The sequence below is a fragment of the Pseudomonas soli genome (genome assembly GCF_900110655.1).
In the GTDB taxonomy this organism is placed as follows: Bacteria; Pseudomonadota; Gammaproteobacteria; order Pseudomonadales; family Pseudomonadaceae; genus Aquipseudomonas; species Aquipseudomonas soli.
Genome location: NZ_FOEQ01000004.1, coordinates 139,691 through 162,174, shown reverse-complemented (window position 1 = coordinate 162,174; position 22,484 = coordinate 139,691). Strand labels below are relative to the sequence as shown.

At 65.2% G+C, this 22,484-nt stretch carries 21 protein-coding genes; 8 read left to right on the top strand and 13 right to left on the bottom strand.

Going from position 1 to position 22,484, the window contains the following annotated elements; translation table 11 throughout:
• Window positions 1-29 precede the first annotated feature (29 nt).
• Window positions 30-1,463, top strand: a complete 1,434-nt coding sequence (gene pdxR / locus BMY03_RS11775) for a MocR-like pyridoxine biosynthesis transcription factor PdxR (RefSeq protein ID WP_094011150.1) — start codon at window positions 30-32, stop codon at window positions 1,461-1,463.
• On the opposite strand, the gene BMY03_RS11770 is transcribed toward pdxR, so the two are convergent.
• Together BMY03_RS11770 and BMY03_RS11765 are read right to left on the bottom strand one after the other, a co-directional pair.
• The gene (locus BMY03_RS11770) at window positions 1,456-2,649 is read right to left on the bottom strand and encodes a cyanate transporter (protein WP_094011149.1); all 1,194 of its coding nucleotides are present in this window, start codon (window positions 2,647-2,649) and stop codon (window positions 1,456-1,458) included. The genes pdxR and BMY03_RS11770 overlap by 8 nt on opposite strands.
• The gene (locus BMY03_RS11765) at window positions 2,646-3,104 is read right to left on the bottom strand and encodes a nucleoside deaminase (protein WP_094011148.1); all 459 of its coding nucleotides are present in this window, start codon (window positions 3,102-3,104) and stop codon (window positions 2,646-2,648) included. Before BMY03_RS11765 ends, BMY03_RS11770 begins: the two co-directional genes overlap by 4 nt.
• Before the next feature lie 198 nt (window positions 3,105-3,302).
• On the opposite strand from BMY03_RS11765, the gene BMY03_RS11760 reads away from it, so the two are divergent.
• Complete coding sequence (locus BMY03_RS11760) at window positions 3,303-3,740, top strand: carboxymuconolactone decarboxylase family protein (RefSeq protein WP_038705936.1); 438 nt, start codon at window positions 3,303-3,305, stop codon at window positions 3,738-3,740.
• A gap of 51 nt (window positions 3,741-3,791) precedes the next feature.
• Here BMY03_RS11760 and argE read toward each other — a convergent pair whose 3' ends face one another.
• Window positions 3,792-4,952: an acetylornithine deacetylase gene (gene argE, locus BMY03_RS11755; protein WP_023632335.1), complete on the bottom strand. Its 1,161-nt coding sequence runs from the start codon at window positions 4,950-4,952 to the stop codon at window positions 3,792-3,794.
• Window positions 4,945-5,622 (bottom strand): DUF1028 domain-containing protein, encoded by a 678-nt coding sequence (locus tag BMY03_RS11750; RefSeq protein ID WP_094011147.1) that lies wholly within the window; start codon window positions 5,620-5,622, stop codon window positions 4,945-4,947. The genes argE and BMY03_RS11750 overlap by 8 nt, the downstream gene beginning before the upstream one ends.
• 256 nt (window positions 5,623-5,878) lie before the next feature.
• Between BMY03_RS11750 and BMY03_RS11745 the strand changes: the two genes are divergently transcribed.
• From BMY03_RS11745 to BMY03_RS11735, 3 genes are all read left to right on the top strand, one after another.
• Window positions 5,879-7,195, top strand: coding sequence for a flavin-containing monooxygenase (locus BMY03_RS11745; protein ID WP_038705934.1), 1,317 nt, complete (start codon window positions 5,879-5,881; stop codon window positions 7,193-7,195).
• Window positions 7,195-7,611 carry a RidA family protein gene (locus BMY03_RS11740; RefSeq protein ID WP_094011146.1) on the top strand — a complete coding sequence of 139 codons (417 nt, stop codon included), beginning with the start codon at window positions 7,195-7,197 and terminating at the stop codon, window positions 7,609-7,611. The genes BMY03_RS11745 and BMY03_RS11740 overlap by 1 nt, the downstream gene beginning before the upstream one ends.
• Window positions 7,612-7,763: 152 nt before the next feature.
• Window positions 7,764-8,561 carry an RHS repeat-associated core domain-containing protein gene (locus BMY03_RS11735; protein WP_244891315.1) on the top strand — a complete coding sequence of 266 codons (798 nt, stop codon included), beginning with the start codon at window positions 7,764-7,766 and terminating at the stop codon, window positions 8,559-8,561.
• Window positions 8,562-8,720: 159 nt separating this feature from the next.
• On the opposite strand, the gene BMY03_RS11730 is transcribed toward BMY03_RS11735, so the two are convergent.
• The 6 genes from BMY03_RS11730 to BMY03_RS11705 form a co-directional block, all read right to left on the bottom strand.
• Window positions 8,721-9,608: a pirin family protein gene (locus BMY03_RS11730; protein ID WP_094011144.1), complete on the bottom strand. Its 888-nt coding sequence runs from the start codon at window positions 9,606-9,608 to the stop codon at window positions 8,721-8,723.
• Window positions 9,609-9,791: 183 nt separating this feature from the next.
• Window positions 9,792-11,429, bottom strand: coding sequence for a phosphoglucomutase (alpha-D-glucose-1,6-bisphosphate-dependent) (gene pgm, locus BMY03_RS11725; RefSeq protein ID WP_094011143.1), 1,638 nt, complete (start codon window positions 11,427-11,429; stop codon window positions 9,792-9,794).
• Window positions 11,430-11,508: 79 nt separating this feature from the next.
• A complete protein-coding gene (locus BMY03_RS11720; protein ID WP_094011142.1) occupies window positions 11,509-13,764 on the bottom strand; it encodes an ATP-dependent DNA helicase in 2,256 nt (751 codons plus the stop codon).
• Window positions 13,761-15,413 carry a VRR-NUC domain-containing protein gene (locus tag BMY03_RS11715; protein ID WP_094011141.1) on the bottom strand — a complete coding sequence of 551 codons (1,653 nt, stop codon included), beginning with the start codon at window positions 15,411-15,413 and terminating at the stop codon, window positions 13,761-13,763. The genes BMY03_RS11720 and BMY03_RS11715 overlap by 4 nt, the downstream gene beginning before the upstream one ends.
• Before the next feature lie 78 nt (window positions 15,414-15,491).
• Window positions 15,492-16,871, bottom strand: a complete 1,380-nt coding sequence (locus BMY03_RS11710; RefSeq protein WP_038705930.1) for a hypothetical protein — start codon at window positions 16,869-16,871, stop codon at window positions 15,492-15,494.
• A 209-nt stretch (window positions 16,872-17,080) separates the two neighbouring features.
• Window positions 17,081-18,106 carry a zinc-dependent alcohol dehydrogenase family protein gene (locus tag BMY03_RS11705; protein ID WP_094011140.1) on the bottom strand — a complete coding sequence of 342 codons (1,026 nt, stop codon included), beginning with the start codon at window positions 18,104-18,106 and terminating at the stop codon, window positions 17,081-17,083.
• Window positions 18,107-18,313: 207 nt separating this feature from the next.
• Here BMY03_RS11705 and BMY03_RS11700 point away from each other — a divergent pair, with 207 nt between their 5' ends.
• The 3 genes from BMY03_RS11700 to BMY03_RS11690 all read left to right on the top strand — a co-directional run bounded on the left by BMY03_RS11700 (window position 18,314) and on the right by BMY03_RS11690 (window position 20,684).
• Window positions 18,314-19,228 carry a LysR family transcriptional regulator gene (locus BMY03_RS11700; protein ID WP_046855927.1) on the top strand — a complete coding sequence of 305 codons (915 nt, stop codon included), beginning with the start codon at window positions 18,314-18,316 and terminating at the stop codon, window positions 19,226-19,228.
• 339 nt (window positions 19,229-19,567) lie between these two features.
• Window positions 19,568-20,146, top strand: a complete 579-nt coding sequence (locus BMY03_RS11695; protein ID WP_094011139.1) for an NAD(P)H-dependent oxidoreductase — start codon at window positions 19,568-19,570, stop codon at window positions 20,144-20,146.
• Between the two features lie 166 nt (window positions 20,147-20,312).
• Complete coding sequence (locus tag BMY03_RS11690) at window positions 20,313-20,684, top strand: MerR family transcriptional regulator (RefSeq protein ID WP_094011138.1); 372 nt, start codon at window positions 20,313-20,315, stop codon at window positions 20,682-20,684.
• Window positions 20,685-20,718: 34 nt separating this feature from the next.
• Here the strand turns inward: BMY03_RS11690 and BMY03_RS11685 are convergent, their stop codons facing one another.
• From BMY03_RS11685 to BMY03_RS11675, 3 genes are read right to left on the bottom strand one after another with little or no spacing between them, the layout of a single operon-like run.
• Window positions 20,719-21,273, bottom strand: a complete 555-nt coding sequence (locus tag BMY03_RS11685; RefSeq protein WP_094011137.1) for a hypothetical protein — start codon at window positions 21,271-21,273, stop codon at window positions 20,719-20,721.
• Window positions 21,270-21,794 (bottom strand): hypothetical protein, encoded by a 525-nt coding sequence (locus tag BMY03_RS11680; protein WP_094011136.1) that lies wholly within the window; start codon window positions 21,792-21,794, stop codon window positions 21,270-21,272. The genes BMY03_RS11685 and BMY03_RS11680 overlap by 4 nt, the downstream gene beginning before the upstream one ends.
• A gap of 22 nt (window positions 21,795-21,816) precedes the next feature.
• On the bottom strand, window positions 21,817-22,470 hold the full coding sequence (locus BMY03_RS11675) for a hypothetical protein (protein ID WP_023628921.1): 654 nt from the start codon (window positions 22,468-22,470) through the stop codon (window positions 21,817-21,819).
• Window positions 22,471-22,484 lie beyond the last annotated feature (14 nt).

Sequence of the window (22,484 nt, the reverse complement as noted above, 5' to 3'; positions counted from 1 at the left end):
ACATCCCTGCGCTTCGGACCCTTCCCACGATGGAACTGCACATCCGCCTCGAAGGCCGCAAAGGCCTTGCCGAGCAGCTCTACCGGCAACTGCGCGCCGGCATCGACAGCGGCCACCTCGCCGCCGGCACGCAACTGCCGCCCACCCGCCTGCTGGCCGAACAGCTGGGGGTCTCGCGCAAGACCGTGGCCGAAGCCTATTCACGCCTGACCTACGACAACCTGCTTAGCGGCGTGGTTGGCCGCGGCACCTTCATCAGCCCACGCCACACCTTGCGCCAGGGCGACAGCGAGCACATCCCGCTGGCCGCCGCCGACACGCTCGAACGCTGGCGCCAGCGCGCCACGGTACTGGCCCAGCGGGCGCTGGACGCGCCTTCGCGCTATGACTTCATCGGCGGAGCCTCGAGCAAGTCGCAGTTTCCCTACGATCAATGGCGCAGTTGCATGAACTACGCCCTGCGCCGTAGCCAGCGGCACCCCGAGCGGCAGTTTTCCGCCCAGGGCCTGCCCGAACTGCGCGAAGCCATCACCCATCACATCGCCTTCACCCGTGGCATCCAGTGCGCGCCCAGCGATGTGCTGGTGTGCAACGGCGCCCAGCAGGCGCTGGACCTTATCGCCCGGGTGCTGGTCGAGCCCGGCTGCAAGGTGGCCATGGAAGACCCGGGCTACCCGCCGGCCCGGCAGTTGTTCCAGGCCTTGGGCGCGCGCATGCAGTCAGTGCCGGTGGACGACCAGGGATTGTGCGTGGAGCAGATCGAGGATGGCACCCGGCTGATCTACGTGACCCCCTCGCACCAGTTCCCGCTGGGCATGCCCATGGCCGCGCCACGGCGCGAGGCGCTGCTGGCGCGGGCCGCCGAACTTGGCGCGCTGATCATCGAGGATGACTACGACTGCGAGTTCCGCTACCAGGGGCCTGCCGCCGAGGCCCTGCAACGCATGGACCGGCATGGCCTGGTGGCCTATGTAGGGACGTTCTCCAAGACCCTGCTGCCCGAACTGCGCCTGGGCTACGCGGTGCTGCCGCCCGCCGTGCTGCAGGCCGCCTGCGTGGCCAAGCACCTGAGCGACTGGCACAGCCCGACCCTGCAGCAATGGGCGCTGGCGCGGTTCCTCGCCGAAGGCCACCTGAACAAGCACATCCGCCGTTGCCACGAGGTCTACAGCGCACGCCGCGAGCGGATCCTGGCGCGGCTTGGCGGCGACCTGGCGCCGTGGTTCGACGCGGTGCCGGCCAGCGCGGGCTTTCACCTTAGCGCGCTGGCCAAGCCGGGGGTGGATGTCGAATTGCTGATCAGCCTGGCGCGCAAGGTGGAGGTGGGCCTCTATTCCCTGGCGCCGTTCTTCAGCGAGGCCCCGGTGCGGCCGGGGCTGCTGCTGGGCTTCGGCGCCATCGAGCTGCTGGATATCGACCCGGCGCTGGACCGCGTCGCCGACACCCTGCAGCGCCTCAGTTGACCAGCGCTTCAGCGGGCTGCCGGCAACGGGCAATCGCCCTGGCGTAGCCCTTCGGCGCGAAGCACGCAGTCACCAGCAACATCGCCAGCACGGTGCAGGCCAGTAACGTCCAGGAGGCCTGGAAGTCGCCGCTGACATCGCGCAGCCAGCCGGTGATGTACGGCACGATGCCGGTGACGATGAAGCCCACGCCCTGGACGAATGCCGCCAGGCTGCCGGCTTCGCCGGGGCTGCGCAGGTGCTCCAAGGTCAGCGTCAGACTGAGGCTGAAACAGGCCCCCAGGCCCAGGCCGATCATCGCCACCCACAGGCCCATGGCGCTGGCCGGCGCCAGCAGCAGGCCGAGGAAGCCACCGAGCTGGATCAGCAAGGCCAGCCACAGGCCGGGCCGGCGATCGACCAGGCGCCGCAGCAGCAATGGCAAGCCCAGGGCACCGCAGACCTGGAAGATGGTCATCAGGCCAACCAGCTCGCCGCCCCCCTGGGCCGTGCCGCCGTGCTCCAGGTGATAGGCCGGCAGCCACGCCACCATGCTGGTATAGCCGCCATTGATCAGCCCGAAGTACAACGCCAGCAGCCAGGCCCGGCGGTTGCCGAACCAGTGCCCGCCACTGCCGGCGGCCTGGCTTGGCGTAGGTTGGCGCGGACGCAGCAGTACCCAGGCAGCCATTGCCAGCAGCGCCGGCAGCGCCCAGAGGCCCAGGCCGAACTGCCAATCGCCGAAGTGTGCGGCAATCCCAGGGCCGAGCACCGCAGCCAAACCACCACCGCTCATCAATGCCGCCGAATACAGCCCCATGCTCGCCGCCAGGCGGTTGGGGAACCAGCGATTGACCAGCCCCGGCATCATGCCCTGCACCACGGCAACGCCCAAGCCGGCGACCACGGCGCTGGCGATCAACGCCCAGGCGCTGTCCAGCTGCAGGCGCCACAGGCAAGCCAGGGTAATAGCCGCAAGCCCCGCTAGCATGCCGCCATGCTCGCTCAGCCAGCGTCGCAGCCAGGGTTGCAACAACGGGATCAGGCCCATGCACAGCACCGGCAACGCGGTCAGCAACGCCGCCTGCTGGTAACCCAGGCCGGTGCCCTGGCGCATGGGTTCGAGCAAAGGGCCGATGCTGGTGAGGATCGGTCGTAGGTTCAGGGCCAGCAGCACCACCAGCAACAGGTTCAGCGCGCCCCTCATCCTTGGCTGGCCTGCTGCCATTCACGGTACAGGCCACTCTCACCCGCGGGCTTCAGCGGGCGCAGGGGCAGGCTCTGCTGCTGCGGCGGGCGGGCCATCTGCGCATACACCGCGGCGGTGGACAGGCCATAGGGCTCGCCTTCGTCATTGTCGTAGGCGAACCAGGCTCGCTCGATGCCACACAGGTGCATGGCTGCCAGGCACATCGGGCACGGGTGGCCGCTGGCATAGATTTCGGCGCCCTCCAGGCGTGGCCGGCCAAGGACCTGGGCAGCCTGGCGGATGGCCTGCATCTCGGCGTGGCTGGTCGGGTCCTGGGTGCTGTGGATCTCGTTGACGGCGCGGGCGATCACCTGCCCCTGGTAGACCAGCACGGCGCCGAACGGGCGGCCGCCGGCCTGGATGTTGGCACGGGCCAGCTCGAGGGCCTCGCGCATGTAGCGATCTGCGGACATGAAACGGTTCTCCGGTATTGACCCGGCCATTATCCCGGCTGCGACGCGCCGACAGAAATGAAGAGATTGGATGCCTGTCAGTGGCCATCCAAATGCGCGATTGGCCTCCTGGCAAAGCGCGGGATTGGCTATTCGGCACGACGCGGCCGGGCGCTAAGGTAGTGCCACTTGCCACCTGCACATCTTTGGAGCCTCACCATGCATGACCGTATCGAATGGGCCAAGCACTCGCCGGAAGCCTACAAGGCCATGATCGGCCTCGAACAGGCGCTGGTCGCCTCAGGCCTGGAACACTCGCTGCTGGAGCTGATCCGCCTGCGCGCCTCGCAGGTCAATGGCTGCGCCTACTGCGTCAACATGCACGCCAACGATGCGCGCAAGGCCGGTGAAACCGAGGCGCGCCTGCAGACCCTGAGCGTCTGGCGCGAGACCCGCTACTTCACACCACGCGAACGTGCCGCCCTGGCCTGGGTCGAGAGCCTGACCCGCCTCCCGGAACGCGGCGCGCCGCAAGACGAGTACCAGGCATTGCTCGAGCACTTCAGCGCCAAGGAAATCGCCAACCTGACCTTGGCCATCGCCACCATCAATGCCTGGAACCGCTTCGGCGTGGGCTTCGCGATGGTGCCGGCGTAACAGTCAACTGGGTCCCCGCCCCGGCTGGGGGCGGGTGTGCTTCGAGATCCATCATGCCTGCGCCAGGTACTCGACCAGGCGCCGCAGCATCGCGTCACAGCCATGCAACTGCTCGACGCTGACGAACTCATCGGGCTTGTGCCCCTGCTCCATGCTCCCCGGCCCGCAAACCACGGTGGGAATCCCCGCCTGGTCGAACAACCCGCCCTCGGTGCCGAACGCCACTGTGCCGAAGTCATCCGAGCCACTGAGCCGCGCCACCAGTTGCGCGGCCTCGCTGGCGGCAGGCGTGGCCAGCCCCGGGTAGGCGCTCAACGGCCGCAAGCGAATCGCGCTGGCCGCATTGACAGTGCGCATGCGCGGCAGCAGCTCAGCCTCGGCATAGGTCTGCAGCTGGTCTGCCACCACCTGGGCCTCGAAGCCCGGCAAGGCGCGTACTTCGAAATCGAATTCGCATTCCTCGGGGACGATGTTCAACGCCCTCCCGCCCTTGATCACCCCGGTCTGCACCGTGGAGAACGGTGGGTCGAAGCGCCCGTCGTGATGCTCGGGATGCGCCAGCTCATCACCGATCTCGCCCAGTTTGCCGATCAACCGCGCCGCGTACTCGATGGCGTTGACGCCATAGGGGGCATAGGCCGAATGGCAGGCGGCACCGTGCACCTCGCAGCGCATGGCCAGCTTGCCCTTGTGGCCGAGCACCGGCTTGAGCTCGGTGGGCTCGCCGATCAGACACAGGCGCGGTTTGTGCGGGCGCCGCGCCAACGCCGCCAACATCGAACGCACGCCCAGGCAGCCGACTTCCTCATCGTAGGAGAACGCCAGGTGCACCGGCATCTTCAGGGGTTGGGCGAGAAACGCCGGTACCGCCGCCAGCACCGAGGCGATGAAGCCCTTCATGTCGGCAGTGCCGCGGCCATACAGGCGCCCGTCGCGCTCGCTCAGGCGAAACGGCTCGACGCTCCAGGCCTGGCCGTCGACCGGCACCACGTCAGTGTGGCCGGACAGCACCACGCCGCCTCGGTCAAGTGGGCCTATCGTGGCGAACAGGTTGGCCTTGGTGCCTTCGTCGTTGTGGAACAGCTCGCTGTGAACGCCAAACCCGGCTAGATAATCGCGAATGAAGGCGATCAGCTCCAGGTTGGAATCACGGCTCACTGTGGCGAAGCCGACCAGCCGCTCCAACAGCGCACGGCTGCTGGCCTCACTCATCGCCGGGCACTCCGTAGCTGGGCGCGGCGGTCGGGTTCAGGGCGCGGGTCACATAGTCCTGCATCTGCGGGCGATAGGCTTGCCACAGGGTGTCCAGTTCAGCGATCGGGTCCTGCTCGGTCCAGTCCACCCGCAGGTCGACCAACGGCCAGGTCAGCTCGCCGGCAATCTTCAGCGCCGCCGAATGCACCGGCCCCGCCTCGCCCCCGGCCGCCATCGCCGCGTGCATGGCCGCCAGCAGGCGGTCGGCCAGATGGCCGCCGGCCTGCTCGAATGCCGTAACCATCGCCGCGATCACCGCCTGCGACGACAGCAGGTTGCCGGCCGCCGCGCATTGCTCACCGGCCACCGCGTTGTGCGTGCCCAGCGCTTCCTTGCCGGTGAACAGCGCCACCTGCCCGTGGCTGTCGATCACCGTGACCTGGCGGTACTCGCTCCACCCATTGGCACTCAGCACCCGCTCCAGCGCCGCGGCAGGCGGCAGCTGGCCTTGTTCCAGGGCATCGAGGATCTGCGGGCCGAGGGCCGGCAGGGTGATGTTCTGCGTGGCCACGGCACCGACCCCGGCGCGCACCCACGGGCAACGGGCGCCGACGGCGATGCTCGATGAACTGATGGCGATGCCGACCTGGCCGGTTTCCTGGCAGCGGCCGATGATGGAGAAGGTCATGGTGCAGCTCCTGTGGTGAGTTACCGGCATTCTCGGCGGGCCAAGGCAGCGGCGAAACCAACATTTTCCTCGGCACAGGGCAGGAAAAAACTATGGCGGCTCGGCGCGCGGCGGTGCCCATCCACCCTTCGCCAATTTATCGGCAAGCCCCAGCTAAATACTATTTTCGCGATTGCCCCCCCATCCCTAGTCTGGCCCCAGGCAAAGGCGGTCCCCACCGACCTGAACAAGAACGCCGCTGAAGAAGGGCTGGGACATGACACTGAACAACATCGAAATCGACACCCTCGTAGTCGGCGCCGGCCAGGCCGGCGTGGCCATGAGCGAACACCTGAGCAAGCTCGGCGTGCCGCACCTGGTGCTGGAGCGCAAGCGCATCGCCGAGGCCTGGCGCACCGGCCGCTGGGATTCGCTGGTGGCCAACGGGCCGGCCTGGCACGACCGCTTCCCGGGCCTGGAATTCGACCTCGACGCCGACGCCTTCGCCGGCAAGGACCAGGTCGCCGACTACTTCGAGCAGTACGTGCGCAAGTACAACCTGCCAGTGCGCACCGGTGTCGAGGTCAGGCAGGTGGTACGCAACGCCGACCGCCCGGGCTTCACCATCGAAACCAACCAGGGCGTGATCCGCGCCAACCGCGTGGTGGCCGCCACCGGCCCGTTCCAGCGCCCGGTGATCCCGGCCATCGCGCCAAAGGACGACGGCCTGCACCAGATCCACTCCGCCGCCTACTACAACCCCGAGCAACTGCCTGAAGGCGCGGTGCTGGTGGTGGGCGCCGGCTCCTCCGGCGTGCAGATCGCCGAGGAGCTGATGCGCGCCGGGCGCCAGGTGTACCTGTCGGTGGGCGCCCACGACCGCCCGCCACGCAGCTACCGCAACCGTGACTTCTGCTGGTGGCTCGGCGTGCTCGGCGAATGGGATGCCGAGATCGCCAAGCCTGGCCGCGAGCACGTGACCATCGCCGTGTCCGGTGCCCGTGGCGGCCATACCGTGGACTTCCGCGCCCTCGCCCACCAGGGCATGACCCTGGTCGGCCTGACCCAGTCGTTCGAGGGCGGCGTGGCGCGCTTCCAGGACAACCTGGCCGAGAACATCAACCGTGGCGACGAGAACTACCTGGCCCTGCTGGACGCCGCCGACGCCTATGTCGAACGCAACGGCCTGGACCTGCCACCAGAGCCTGAAGCGCGCAAGCGCCTGCCCGACCCGGCCTGCGTCAGCAACCCGCTGCGCGAGCTGGACCTGGCCCAGGCCAACGTCACCACCATCATCTGGGCCACCGGCTACGGTGTGGATTTCAGCTGGCTGCAGGTGGACGCCTTCGACGCCAACGGCAAGCCGCAACACCAGCGTGGCGTGTCGAAAGAACCAGGCGTGTACTTCCTCGGCCTGCCCTGGTTGTCACGCCGCGGCTCGTCGTTCATCTGGGGCGTGTGGCACGACGCCAAGCACGTCGCCGGTCACATCGCCACCCAGCGCACCTACCTGGCCTACCGCGACCGCGAACAGCGCACGGCGGATGAGCAGCAACCCTCGATCAGCAACGTCAGCACCTTCGGAGCCCACTGATGCCTACTCACACTCGCATCCGCATGTTCAACACCAAGGCCACCTACCCCAACCAGACCCTGGACAACGACCTGTGCCAGGCGGTGCGCGCCGGCAACACCATCTACGTGCGCGGGCAGGTCGGCACCGATTTCGAAGGCCGCCTGGTCGGCCTGGGCGACCCGCAGGCGCAGGCCGAACAGGCGATGAAGAACGTCAAGCAGTTGCTTGAGGAGGCAGGCTCGGACCTGTCGCATATCGTCAAGACCACCACCTACATCACCGACCCGCGCTTCCGCGAGCCGGTGTACAAGGAAGTGGGTAAGTGGCTCAAGGGCGTGTTCCCGATTTCCACCGGGTTGGTGGTGGCAGGGTTGGCGCAAGCCGAGTGGCTGATGGAGATTGATGTGATCGCGGTGGTGCCGGATCAGGCTTGAGCGTTACCAGTACACGGGGCCGCATTGCGGCCTCATCGGGCCTGCCGGCAGTAAGACGAGGGCCGAGAATGGCTCCTGATAATTTTGCCAGTTCCAATAGCGAGCCTTTTACGCCTAGATTTCCTTGCCAAGCCCCTAGATCAAGTAACCCCATGACGAAGCCAATTGTCGTCCATAAGGTCACATCCCTGTTGGCAACAGATAGGCCAGGGTCCATTTTTTGGTGCAGAGAAGACCAACAGTCTCGTGCACTCACCTACACCGCTTATGGGTATTCAGAACCTGTCGGCGTATCAGTCGTTACACTCGGCTTCAATGCTCAGCACCGCGCCCCATTGACTGGGCGCTACCTTCTCGGTAATGGCTACCGTTCGTTCAGCCCAGCGCTGATGCGCTTTCTCTCACCCGACTCGCTGAGCCCGTTCGAGGATGGTGGAGTGAATGCCTACAATTATTGCAACAATGATCCGATCAATAAGGTCGACCCTTCCGGCCACACTGGCAATTTTCAGAAATTGATCAGTTTCGAACCGGACATATTCACATCGATTATCAAGCATTTATCTCTCGAAGACCTTGTCTCTCTTTCCAATACTTCAAGATTGACGAACAAGCTGACCGCTCCCGCACTAGGCAAATACGACGATCAGTTGCCTGCCCGTGCCAGGATAATATCGGCCAAGACGGGCGGTATTCGGCAAATGCCCGCATCAGCGAGAAAAAACCTAAATGTCGCACCGCTCCCCTTCTTCCGCGATGTTCTCCATATCAAACAAGAAGACGGGCCCCTGGAGTTACTTCGCCTGCTGAGAGAGGCAAAAGAAGAAAGAGCCAGGTGGAACGAAGCAATCTCCTCAACCGATTCGACGCCCTACAACTCGGATTCAGAGGATGAGATGCAGCGTGTCAACAAAGGAATCAGAAGAGCCATCTACGGCCCGCAACTCTGAACCTTTGCCAGATGGTTGGCGCAGGCCGAGTGGCTGATGGAGATTGATGCGGCCTCGACGAGGCCTGCTATAAAGCGTTGAAACTAAATCGCGGGGCAAGCCCGCTCCCCCGTCACGATGAACTCATGACATGGGAGCGGGCTTGCCCCGCGATGGGTGCTATCGGACGATGCCGCGCTCGGCGCCACCTACCTGCCCAAACCGCCCGGCCTGGAAATCATCGAACGATTCGGCGATCTCGGCCTGGCTGTTCATCACGAACGGGCCATACCCGACGATGGGCTCGTCGATCGGCTCGCCGCTGAGCAGCAGCACGCTGACGTCATCCTGCGCCTCGAGACGCACACCGTCGCCGTCGCGTTCCAGCAATACCAGGCTGGCCGCACCGGCTTCGCGCTCATCGTTGACCCGCAGCGTGCCACGCAGCACCACCAGCGCGGCATTGCGCCCGGCGGCCACCGGCAGTTGCAGCGTGGCGCCCGCCTTCAGGCGCAGGTCCCAGACGTCCATCTCGGTAAAGGTGCGCGCCGGCCCCTGCTGGTCAAGGTAACGCCCGGCGATCACCCGCAGGCTGCCCGCCTCGCCTTCCAGCGTCACCACCGGAATGTCACTGGCCAACAGCGTCTGGTAGCCGGCGGCGGCGCGCTTGTCCCTGGCCGGCAGGTTGACCCACAGTTGCACCATCTCCAGCGTGCCGCCGCTACGGGCAAAGGCCGGGGAATGGAACTCCTCGTGGATGATGCCGCCCGCAGCGGTCATCCATTGCACGTCGCCCGGGCCGATCAGACCGCCCGCGCCGGTGGAGTCGCGGTGCTCCAGTTCGCCCTGGTAGACGATGGTGACGGTCTCGAAACCGCGGTGCGGGTGCTGGCCGACGCCACGCCGGGCAGTGGTCGGGGCGAAGTCATGCGGGCCGGCATAATCCAGCAGCAGGAACGGGCTGATATGCCGCGCCAGATGGTCGTAGGTGAACAGGCTGCGCACCGGGAAGCCGTCGCCCACCCAGTGGGCGTTGGGGCTGCGGTGGATACCCTGGATCTTTTTCATGAGAAGCCTCCTGTTGATGGGTTACACCTTACAGATGAGGCCAATACTGCGGTAGATAGCTGAAATGGCATGGATCGTTCCATCAGTGGAACAACCAAACGCATCGCGGGGCAAGCCCGCTGCCACTGCCTGCTTTGTTCAGGCGTGGCAGCGGGCTTGCCCCGCGATGCGTATCAGGATCGATCAGGCGATCGCCGCGTCCACCAGCACTTGGGCTTCGGCCACCAGGCGCTTGAGGTGCGCCTCGTCGATGAAGCTTTCGGCGTAGATCTTGTAGATATCCTCGGTGCCGGACGGCCGCGCGGCGAACCAGCCGTTCGCGGTCATCACCTTCAGGCCGCCGATGGCCTGGTTGTTACCCGGCGCATGGCTGAGGATCTGCTGGATCGGCTCGCCGGCAAGCTCGGTGGACTTGACCTGCTCCGGCGCCAGCTTGCTCAGCAGCGCCTTCTGCCGTGCGTCGGCCTTGGCCTCGACGCGGGTGGCGTACGGCTTGCCCAGCTTGGCGGTCAGGTCGGCGTAGATCTGGCTCGGGTTGCGCCCGGTGCGGGCGGTCATCTCGGCCGCCAGCAGCGCCGGAATCAGGCCGTCCTTGTCGGTGGCCCAGACCGAGCCGTCCTTGCGCAGGAACGAGGCGCCCGCGCTCTCTTCACCACCGAAGCCCAGCGAACCGTCGAACAGGCCTTGGGCGAAGAACTTGAAGCCCACCGGCACTTCATACAGCTCACGGCCCAGGCCCGCGGTGACGCGGTCGATCAGGCCGCTGGAAACCACGGTCTTGCCCACGGCGGCATCACTGCGCCATTGCGGGCGGTTGCGGTACAGGTAGTCGATGGCCACGGCCAGGTAGTTGTTCGGCTGCAGCAGGCCGTCGGCGGTGACGATGCCGTGGCGATCGTGGTCCGGGTCGCAGGCGAAGGCCACGTCGAACCGCTCGCGCAGGCCGATCAGGCCCTGCATGGCGTAAGGCGAGGACGGGTCCATGCGGATCTGCCCGTCCCAGTCGACGGTCATGAAGCGGAAGGTCGGATCGACCTCGGTATTCACCACTTCCAGGTTCAGCTGGTAGTGCTCGGCGATGGCCGACCAGTAGCGCACGCCGGCACCGCCCAATGGGTCGACGCCCAGGCGCAGATTGGCGCTGCGGATCACGTCGAAGTCGATGACATTTTCCAGGTCGGCGACATAGCTGCTCACGTAGTCGTGGCGCTGGGTGGTCGGCGCCGCCAGCGCCTGCTGGTAGTCCATGCGCTTGACGCCAGCCAGGTTCGCCGCCAGCAGCTCGTTGGCCTTGGCCTCGATCCACTTGGTCACGTCGCTGTCGGCCGGGCCGCCGTTGGGCGGGTTGTACTTGAAGCCGCCGCTCTGCGGTGGGTTGTGCGACGGAGTGATGACGATGCCGTCGGCCAGGCCCTGCTGGCGGCCACGGTTGTAGCAGAGGATGGCATGGGACACCGCCGGGGTCGGGGTGTACTCGTCGTCCTTGCTCAACATCACCTGCACGCCATTGGCGGCCAGCACTTCCAGAGCGCTGGCGGCGGCCGGGGCGGACAACGCGTGGGTGTCGGCACCGATGAACAACGGGCCGTCGATGCCTTTCTCCTGGCGATACAGGCAGATGGCCTGGGTGATCGCCAGCACGTGGTATTCGTTGAAGCTCAGTTCGAACGAAGTGCCGCGGTGGCCCGAGGTGCCGAAGGCCACGCGCTGGGCCGCCACCGCGGCGTCGGGACGGCCGGTGTAGTAAGCGGTCAACAGGCGGGGGATATCGACCAGCACGCTGGCCGGAGCCGGCTTGCCTGCCAAAGGACTGAGCGTCATGCGGAACCTCGAAATCAACGAATGTTGGTGTTTGAACGCGCAGTGTACTGGGAGTTTCAGCGCCAGGCGATGGCGGCGTTCACGCCAGTTGCCACCAGCCGGGGAACATCTGTCGCACCCGCGGTTCGGCAAAACGCTCGTCGATCAGCACCAGCACGCCGCGGTCTTGGTCGCCGCGGATCACCCGGCCTGCGGCCTGGATCACCTTGCGCACCCCAGGATAGAGATACGCATAGTCGAAACCGGCGCCGAACTGCCGACCCAGGCGCTGTTTGAACTGCTCGTTGACCGGATTGACCTGTGGCAGGCCAAGGGTGGCGACGAAGGCGCCAATCAGGCGAGTGCCCGGCAGGTCGACCCCCTCGCCGAAGGCGCCGCCGAGCACGGCGAAGCCCACCCCCTGCCCGTGCTCCACGAACCGTGCCAGGAAGGCTTCGCGGCTGGCCTCGTCCATGCCGGGAGACTGTCGCCAGATGGGTAGCGCCGGGTAGCGTTCGGCCAGTAACCGCGCCACCTGTTCGAGGTACTCGAAGCTACTGAAGAAGGCCAGGTAGTTGCCCGGCTGGCCGGCAAACTGAGCGGCGATCAGTTCGACGATCGGCGCCAGTGACGCCTGGCGCTGCTGGTAGCGGGTGGACACCTCACTGACGATGCGCACCTGCAACTGCTCGGCGCGAAACGGCGCGGCGACCTCCAGCCAGGCAGTGTCGCTCGGCATGCCCAGCAGATCGGTGTAGAAGTGCCGGGGATTGAGCGTGGCGGAAAACAGCGTGACGCTACGCGCCGCGCTCATGCGCGGGCCCAGCAGCCGGGCAGGCACCACGTTGCGCAGGCACAACGTGGCCAGGCGCCGCCCACGGGGGCCGTTGCGCGGGCTGATATCGAACAGGAAGTGCTCGTCGAACAACTCGGCGATACGGCTGAACTGCAAGGCCTGGAAGTAGAACTCCAGCACCTTGGGCTCGACCTCGGCGGGCGCCTGGTTCATGCGTTCCTGGATCAGCCCGATGCATTGCTGCAGGGCACGCAGGAAGGCGTCGGGCAGCTGCTCGCTGGCCTGGTACGGCGCAACCTGCGCCTTGTACAGCGCGTTCCATTGCCGATTCAGGCGGTCCAGGGCGCTGCCCAGCCCGGCCGGCTTGCCCTGACGCAGCGCCAGCAACTGGCCCTGGTCAAGGCTGGCGCTGTACATCTGCCGGCCCCGCTCGACCAGGTTGTGCGCCTCGTCCACCAGCACCGCCGTGCGCCACTGGTTGGCCTGGGCCAGGCCGAACAGCAATGCATGGGCGTCGAAGTAGTAGTTGTAGTCGGCCACCAGCAGGTCGACCCAGCGCGCCATCTCCTGCCCCAGGTAATAGGGGCAGACCTGGTGCGCCAGGGCCACCTCGCGCAGGCTGGCGCGGTCAAGCAACGGCACCTGCGCGGCAGCTTCACGAGCGCCGGGCAGGCGGTCGTAGAAGCCCCGCGCCAAGGGGCAGGACTCGCCATGGCAGGCGTTTTGCGGGTACTCGCAGGCCTTGTCGCGGGCGATCAGCTCGAGGCTGCGCAGAGCGGGTTGTGGCGACGCTTGGGTGATCTGGCGCAGCGCATCGAGGGCCAGGGCCCGGCCTGGTGTTTTCGCCGTGAGGAAGTAGAGCTTGTCCAACTGCTGCGGCACCACGGCCTTGAGCAGCGGAAACAGGGTACCGAGGGTCTTGCCGATGCCAGTACTCGCCTGGGCCATCAGGCAACGGCCGGTGCTCACCGCCTTGTAAAGGGTCTCGGCCAGTTGCCGCTGGCCTTGACGGAGCGCAGGGTAAGGAAAGCTCAGGGCCTGCAGGCCCCGGTCACGTTCGGCCAGGCGTAGTTCCTGCGCCTGCGCCCAAGCCAGGAAGCACTGGCACTGGTTCTCGAAAAAGCGCCTGAGGTCGTCGGCGCCATAATGCTCATTGATCACGGTCTGGCCATCGCTGTCGACGTCCAGATAGACCAGCGCCACGTCGATCGCCGGCAACTGCCGCGCCTGGCACAGCAGCCAGGCGTAGACCTTGGCCTGGGCCCAGTGCAGTTGGCGGTGATTGTCGGGCTGGCGGGCAAGGTCGCCGCGGTGGGTCTTGATCTCTTCCAACCGGTTGCGTGCCGGGTCATAGCCATCGGCCCGCCCGCGAACCCGCAGGCCTTGGTACTGGCCCTCCAGCGCCACTTCCGGCTCATAGTCGGCGCCGCGCTTGGCCACTACTCGGCGGTGTCCGGCAATCCCTTCCTGGGCACTGGGCGACGGCGTGAAGCGCAGGTCGAGGTCGCCAACCTTGGCGCTGAATTCGCACAAGGCGCGCACGGCCACGGTGTAGCTCATGCCGGCGTGGCCTGCCAACGTACATGGCAGACCGCCACCGGCAGCCCGTGGACGTGGCAGAACTCGAGCCAGCGTAGTTGATTGTCCTGCAGGCGGTCGCCCGGGCCCTTGACCTCGACCATGCGATAGCCGCCCTGCCCCGGCCAGAACTGGATGAGGTCGGGCATGCCAGCACGGTTGGCGCGAATGTCCTGCAGCAAACGCAGGAAGCAGGCTTTCAAATGTTCGGGCGGCAAGTGCTCGAGCGCCTGTTCGAGCAGTGGCTCATCGAGCATCTGCCAGAATACGAACGGCGACTGCAGGCCTTGCTTGGCTGCATGGCAGTCGCGGATGGCCTGACGGTAGCTGCCGTCGTCCAGGCGCCCGAGACAGGTGTCGAACAACGCGCCGCGACGCTGCTGAAAATCGCTGTCGTGCAGGTCCTGCGGCCCGGCCTGGAATGGGTTGAAGAAAGCGCCGGGTATCGGTGCGAAAATCGCCTCCCAGCACAATAGGCCAAACAGGCTGTTGAACAGCGTGTTCTCGACGTAATGGGCGGCCCCGCCCTGCTGCTCCAGATGCAGGCGTACGGCCTCTTCCACCCCCACTGCCGCCATCGCGGCGGGCAAATCAAGCTCGATGAGCGTAACCGAGCTCGTGCGTCGACGCGGTTGTGGGGGGCCGCCGAGTTTGCGCGCCAGGCGTGGCAGCATGCGCTCCAGCGCCTGGCGCTCCAATGCGTTGGCAGGCGCCAGGGCCATGTCCTGAGCCAGCGCGAACGCTGACTGCCACTGTGCGCTGCGTTCGTACACCCGTACCCGGCGAATGCGCGCCTCAGGGTGGGTGCAATCAGAATAGATGTGCAAGGCAAGCTCCCAGTCGCCCAGGCGCTCGCAGTGCTGGCCAAGATTGAAGAGCAGACGCGACCGACGGCGGGCGAGCCAGGCGTTGCTGACGTCCAGACCCGCGATAGCCGCGAGCAGTTCGGCGGGCGCTGCACCCTGCTCGAGGCGCTCGGCGCACTGGTGTAGCGCCATGGCCAGGTCGACTTCGGCACGCTGGCGCAATGCCCGCGAATCATCGCTGAACGCCACCTGTTCGTAACGGAACACGCCCAGGTCGGCCAGCACGAAATCGGACCAGCTCTGGTAAAGGTTGCCAAAGAACAACAGCCGCAGCCGGTCGCATAATGGCTGCCGGCTCCAGTGCAGGATCAGGGTCGGGAAATCGGCGCACCACTGTGCCAGGGGCCTGGGCACCAGTTCGAGTGCCTGCAACTGTTCCAGCAATTCGGCCTTGCTGGCCCGTGGGCGGGGAATTTTTCCGGCGAAAAGCCCGGCCAGCTCATCCTTGCGCAGCAAAGCCCACAATTGCTCGACGGCCAACGGTGCGTCGGTCGCTACCCAGCCCAAAGCCAGCAGCGGCACCAGGGCCACGTCGACATCGCCGATCTCGGCGTAGTCGAGTTTGTCCCGGCGAAACCACTCGCCCTTGCGCATGACCATGCGTACCAGCAAGGCCTGGGTCGGCACCGGCAACTCACCGAACATCTGGATGAAACCGTGCTCGTCGTGGTCCAACAGGTCGGCGTAGCGTTGCCCAACCCAGCTCAGGACCTGGCGGAAGTTATACAGGTAATACAAGGGATCATCGACGGAATGGGCGATCACGGCGCAGGTCAGATACGGGGAACACGCACTGGTTATACATACAGATCGCCTGCTGGGGCAAGCGCGCTGGATCAACGGTCACGCGCTGCTCAACGGACTGGTCGGCAGCGGCCGTAGCCACAGGTCGCGCCGCCCCAGCACGCGGAACAGGCGCAGTGCCTGGCTGCCGAGCGTGCCGGCGTACAGTGCCCGTAACTGAGCAAGCTGCAGGCCACTGGTGTCCACCAGCCACTGGCTGACCGGCTCCGGGCAAGGCCGGCCCTGCAGGGCACGGTGCAGATAGGGCAACGCCACGCGCATGCCAGGATGGCAGCGCAGCACGAAGGCTTCGAGGTTGTGCCCCTGCGCATCGAACGGGGTGAACAATTGGCAGACCAACTGCGCTTCATTGACGCCATAGGCAGCATGCAGCCGCGCTTGCGCCTCGTCACGCAATGCCCGCCCCTGGGGCCAGGCCATCGACGGCTGGCGCAAGCGCTGGTAGAACGCTTGCGCGCCCTCGCGATAGCTACGCTGCTCCAGATACTGCGCCTTCAGGCCATGCAGGTGAGCCAGCGGCAAGGCATCGAACAATCCGGCAGGCCCCTGGGCCTGCCAGGGCTGCGCCTCCTCGCGCCCAAGCATGTGGTCAAGCTGATCGCTGTCATCGAGATGGCCCAGCAGATCCTCCACCGTCATCAAACGCGTATCGCCCCAGGGTTTATCGTGCATGGGCGCTGTCGGCGGCTGCCACGGGTCGGAAAGCACCTGGTGCAGTTGTTCAATGCCGGCTGCCAGGACGCTGTGGGGTGTCACGGTGTGCGCGACCTCCCCGCAATGGCGCAGGCAACGCCGCCCCCAGGCCAGCAAGCGGTGGCGCTGGGCAAGCGGCGCGGCGCTGACCAGGAGTTGCTCGCCGTCTTGCCCACCCAGCAGTTGCCCAAGGCTGCCTCCCAGATCCAGATACCCCCTGGCCCCGAGCAACGCCGCTGGCTGCCCGCCGGCTAGGTGTCCGAACAGCAGCCAAGCGTTACCTGCGGCGGCCAATTGTTCGGCCGAGCAGGCCTGCCGGGCACCAAACAGGCCAAGCCGCCCGCCATCGGCGCGTAATAACTCCACCCGCGGATCGTCGTACAGGAACAGTGCGCTGAAGCAACGGTCATGAAGGGCAAGGGCTGTGTCGTCGAGGGTTGGCAGGCGAGCCGCCAGCACCCGTAGGCGAAAGGTGTCGGCATGGCGAATCGCGATGCTCAGTTGCGCGGCACGCAGGCAAGCCAGCAGATGCGCACTGCGCCGGTCCACGCCGTGCAGGGCCAGTACTCGTACGTTGCCGATGCACTCCTGGCCACCGGCGATTACCAGAAGACGCTGGACCAGCAACTGCACCGAGGCGCGCTGGGCCTGGCTCATGTGCTCCAGCAGGCGCTGCAGGACTTGCTGGTAGATATAGTGCATGGCTTGGTTGTGGGTTTCGGTCATGCTATCGCTCCATCTCCCTGACGGCTTCGAATTGAAGTCCGATTCTGGCAGATGAATAACTGACCGGGATTGAAGGAAACTTCCCAAAACCAGGTAAGACAATTAGCTAAGTTAGGCGGTGAAGACACGACCCAAAGCCCGCCCCCGCTAGGACGGGCGTCATGCCATCGCGGTAGACGCGGGCTTGCCCGGCGCAGAAGTTGCCAGCGTCAACCCTGCCCGCCCATGTCCAGCACCACCCGTCCACCACATGGGCAGGCGTCCATATGCCTATGCGCCTCGACCACCTGCTCGAACGGATACACCTTGATGATCTGCGGCGTCAGCAACTGGTCGGCGGTGAACTGGTTGATATCGCGCAAGGCCCGCTGCAGGGCCACCTGGTCCTGGGCGATGCCCAGTTCCGGCTTGCCGGTGAAGTTGCCGATGCAGTGCACATGGAACTGAATGTTCTTCTGGAACGCCGCGCAGGCCGGGAACGGCGTCTGGTTGCCGCCTTGCAGGCCATACAGCACCAGGTTGCCGCGCGGCGCCAGGACATCACCGAGCAACGACATCTGCGGCCCGCCCAGGCCGTCAAGGACCATGTCCACGCCACGGCCATCGGTGTACTTGCCGATCTGCATCAGCAGGTCCTGCTCCTCGGTGACGATCACCTTGTCCGCGCCCAGGCCCAGCAGGTATTCACGCTGCTCGGGTTCCTTGGTGGCAGCGAACACCTTCAACCCCAGGGCCTTGCCCAGCTGCACGAAGGCCGGCCCGGCGCAGTGGCTGGCGTCGGTGACCAGCGCGGTCTGCCCGGCCTTGGCCCGGGCCAGGTCGACATAGGCGAAGTAGGCAATCAGCAGCGGGGTGTAGTGCACGCTGGCCTCGATCGGGGTCAGCACGTCAGGGTAACGGGTGATGGCGCTGCGCGGCAGCACGATCACGTCACCGTAGACCGGATGGTCGTTGGGGCTGGTGGCCGGGAAGCTGGCGACCCGGTCGCCCACCGCGATATCGTCCACGCCCTCGCCGACCGCGGTGACCACGCCGGCCATCTCATGGCCGATACCCGCCGGCAGCCGGGCCTGGGACGGCGCCAGATTCTGCCGCCAGAGCACGTCGTACCAGCTGATGCCGATCGCCTCGACGCGGATCTGCACCTCGCCGGTGGCCGGGGACGGTTCGGCCTGCTCCTCGCAACGGAGCACATCGGCCTGGCCGAACTTGTGGAAACGGATCATGCGGGACATCGCATACCTCGCCTTTGTGAATCTCGTATTACCACGGACTTTATCCGGGCTTTCACGGTTGGACCATCAGTGGCTGTTAATAGTCGACATGCCTGTCATTGATTGGGCCCCTGACAAATCTGTGCATTGGCACCCGGAAATCGGTGCAGGGTACCAGCCTTTGGCCTTAAGATTCACCCCTGCCCCACTTCAGGCGAGCCGCATCGAATGAATCGTAACGACTTGCGTCGCGTAGACCTCAACCTGCTGATTGTGTTCGAAACGCTGATGCACGAACGCAGCGTGACCCGCGCCGCCGAGAAACTGTTCCTCGGCCAGCCGGCGATCAGCGCCGCGCTGTCGCGCCTGCGCAACCTGTTCGACGACCCACTGTTCGTACGTACCGGACGCAGCATGGAGCCGTCGGCGCGCGCCCACGAAATCTTCGCCCTGCTGTCGCCGGCGCTGGACTCGATCTCCACCGCCGTCAGCCGCGCCGCCGAGTTCGACCCGGCCACCAGCAACGCAGTGTTCCGCATCGGCCTGTCGGATGACGCCGAATTCGCCCTGCTACCCCAGTTGCTCAAGCGCATCCGCGCCGAGGCGCCCGGCATCGTGCTGGTGGTGCGCCGGGTCAACTACCTGCTGATGCCCACCCTGCTGGCCTCCGGCGAAATCTCGGTGGGCGTGAGCTACACCAGCGACCTGCCGGCCAACGCCAAGCGCAAGGTACTGCGCCGCAGCATGCCCAAGCTGCTGCGCGCCGACAGCATGCCCGGCAACATCACCCTGGACGACTTCTGCGCCCGACCCCACGCGCTGGTGTCGTTCGCCGGCGACCTGTCCGGGTTCATCGACGAGGCGCTGGAGGAGATCGGCCGCAAGCGCCACGTGGTGCTGGCCGTGCCGCAGTTCAACGGCTTGGGGAGCTTGCTGGCGGGGACCGATATCGTTGCCACGGTGCCGGATTACACCGCCGATGCCCTCACGGCAGCGGGCGGCCTGCGGGCCGAGGACCTGCCGCTGGAGGTGCGCAGCTTCGAGCTGCACATGGCCTGGCGCGGGGCGCAGGACAATGATCCGGCGGAGCGGTGGTTGAGGTCGCGGATACAGATGTTCTTCGGGGATCCGGACAGCCTCTAGGGATCTTGGAGCAATCAACCACCAACCGAAATTGACCGCGCAAAGATAATCCCTTACCGGGAAGAGCCCAAAGCATAAGCTGCGCGACTGGGTGAGCGATCGCACGTCAAAATCCGAACAGTCAACCAACACCCGGCAATGACCGACTTCTGGGCTCATGTATGGACCGGACACATGGTAGACACGTGTGCGGAGACATGGTTGACACTTCCGGCAAGCAATCTGCCGGTTTGCACCCGAGCGCTGCTGGACTGTTTGTCTCTACCAATAGCCGGCAAGGCTTGACTCTACCGTTAAGGGCAGACTTTACCCTTGGCACTCCATTATCTGGAGTTCGTCATGAAGAGCAAACGCATGCTTGTGATCCTCGGTCACCCTTCGAACGACAGCTTTTGCGGCGCAGTGACCGAACGTTACGTCGAAGCTGCCACGCAAGCAGGCCATCAGGTGCGTCTGCTGCGTCTGGGCACCCTGGATTTCGATCCGGTCTTGCACGCTGGCTATAACGAGATCCAGTTGCTCGAGCCCGATCTGCTCAACGCACAGAACGACATTAGCTGGGCCGAACACCTCACATTGGTGTACCCGATCTGGTGGGGCGGCATTCCGGCGTTGCTCAAGGGCTTCTTCGACCGCGTGTTTCTGCCCGGTTTTGCCTTCAAGTACCGCAAGGGCTCGCCCTTCCCGGACAAACTGCTCAAGGGCCGCACGGCTCACCTTTTGGTGACCATGGACACGCCGCCATGGTACTACCGCTGGGTGTATCGCATGCCGGGCTTGCAGCAAATGCGCAAGACCACCCTGGAGTTCTGCGGCATAAAACCCCTGAAAACCCTGACCTTCGGTCCGGTATTGGGCTCCACACCGGAACAGCGTGAAGCCTGGCTCAAACAAGTCCAGGCGATCGCCAGCCGCTGATCGGCCACGGTTGGGCCGTGCCCCTGCGCTGTCCAGCCGAGTCTCCCTGCTATGATCCCATGTCCAACCCGGCTTCATGCCCCCCGACGCTTATGCAAAGATGTCGCGCGCTTGTACCAGCGCGCGACATCCTTTCGCTTCTGATGCGCCCAAAAAAGGGATTTTCATGTACATCGGCAAAGCCGCCCAGCTGTCGGGCACCACCGTCAAAAGCATTCGACATTACGAAGAAATCGGCCTGTTGCCACCCCCGCAACGCAAAGGCAAATACCGCATCTACAGCCAGCAAAGCGTCGAGCTGCTGACCTTCATCAAATGCGCTCAGCAACTCGGTTTCAAACTCAAGGAAATGCAGGCCATCCTGCAGGATCATCGCGACCAAGAGCTGCCCTGGGGTCTGGCCATACAGGCCATCGATAACAAAAAACAGGAAGTGATGGGACAGATCCAGGCCTTGCAACAAGTGCATGACGGCTTGGTCGAGTTTGAGCTGAGTCTCAAGGATGCGCTGATGCAATGCCCGCTCAAGCGGCCTTGATGTGCAATGGAGATCTCATTGTGCTGCCCACGACTTACCGTTGATCAACCAACCCCACCTGCCCCGCATCGTCAACATGGGGAATCAGCGCACTGGCCTCCAGGTCGCGCATCAGTTCAGTCAGCATCTGCCGCTGGTTCTCGGTGATCGGCGGCGGCACATACCAGGCGCCCACGCTCATGCCCTCACGCTTATAGCTGAAGGTGCGCAGCAGCTCGCCGTCCTTGTAGACCTTGCCGGTCAGGTTGTGCACGTAGCTGTAGGGCACCGGGAAGGTCAGCAGCGTCAGGGCGTTGAGCGCGACCAGAAAACCAGCCCCTTCGCCTGGTGGTTGGCTGATGACCAGGGCGTAACCCTTGCGCGGCAGTCCGTGATCGACGAAAGAGAACGCGCCGGACGACCTGACTGCGCTGGTCAGCTCGTCACGCTCCTGGACGTCGAAGCGGGTGTAGCCATCGGGCAGCACCAACAGGCTCATCGGCACATAGGGCTTTTGCGCGTGATAACCCAGCGGCTTCATCGATGGGTTACAGCCACCGAGCAATGCCAGCCCGGCCGCCATCAGCGCCGCCTTGACCAGGTTGTTCATCGCTGCGCCTCCAGCGGCTTGCTGGCCAGGTTGGCGGCCTGCATGTCACGGGCGAAAGCACGGGCGACCCGACGGATGTTTTCTTCGCGCTCAGGAATACCGAGGTCGAGCAGCCAGGCGTACTTGGCCATGTAGTTTTCATAGTGATAACGCTTGAGCACCTTGCCATCACGCATCACGGTGAAGTCGGCCTTGGTGTCCAGGTCACTCTGCAAGGGCAACAGGAACAGAGTGGCGGCACTGAGGAACAGCAACGGTGCAGGCGCAACCTTGCGCTGGGCATCCAGCTTGACCATCACCTGGGTCTGCCCTTCACCAGCGGCACCGTTCTCGACCTTGCTGAACACGCCGCTCTCGCGCAGGTAATTGCGCAGCTCGGTGCCGTGTTCGAGCGAATCGACCATTACCGCGATCGGCGGCAGGTAATCCTGGCCTGCCTCGATGCGCGGATCGGGCAAGGTCTGGGTACCTGCGCAGCCGGCCAGCAGCAGGCTGGCGCTGAGGAACAGAATCTTTTTCATAGCGGGTTTTCCTGGGTACGGGTCACTTCGCCGGCTGGGCGGCTTGGGGCAGTGGCATGACGAAGGGGAATGCCGGCGCCATGTTCAAGTTCAGGGCCTGCAGGGGCGGCAACCCGGGGGTGTAGCGCCGGGCGATCACTTCATCGCGCGGCTGTTGGTCGCCATGGAAGAACATGCACGCGGAAAGCCCGAGGCAACGCGAACGGAATTCGCCGATGTAGTACGCCTTGCCTGCTTCCAGGTGCATGGGCACAAGAAACTGTTCCCGTGCCCGGATGGAGCTGTAGCCACCGTTGTAGCCGTTCCAGAAGAACTGGAAGTCATAGAACTCGTAGTCGCCGGGCTTGAGGGGCATGACGAACACGCTGGCCTCGCCGGGCAGCGCCTGCTTGTCGGGGCCACGCACCTCTTCGATGTCCTTCGGGGTGTGGGCCACTTCGGCGAACCCCCACCATGCCGCCGCGCCGTCCTGCGCGCCACGTTTGCGCAGGAGGATGCGTTGGTTGGTGTAGGCACTATCGCGGCCAAGGGGGCCGATGCTGCCTACCAGGTACGTTACTGGACCACCAGCGGCCGGTTGCAGGGCCTCGCTGACCAGGGCGGGGGATTTGGCGGCGCAGCCGGTAAGCAGGGCAAGCGGTAACAGACGTGCGAACGCACGGAGCAATTCAGACATGAAAAATCCTTGGG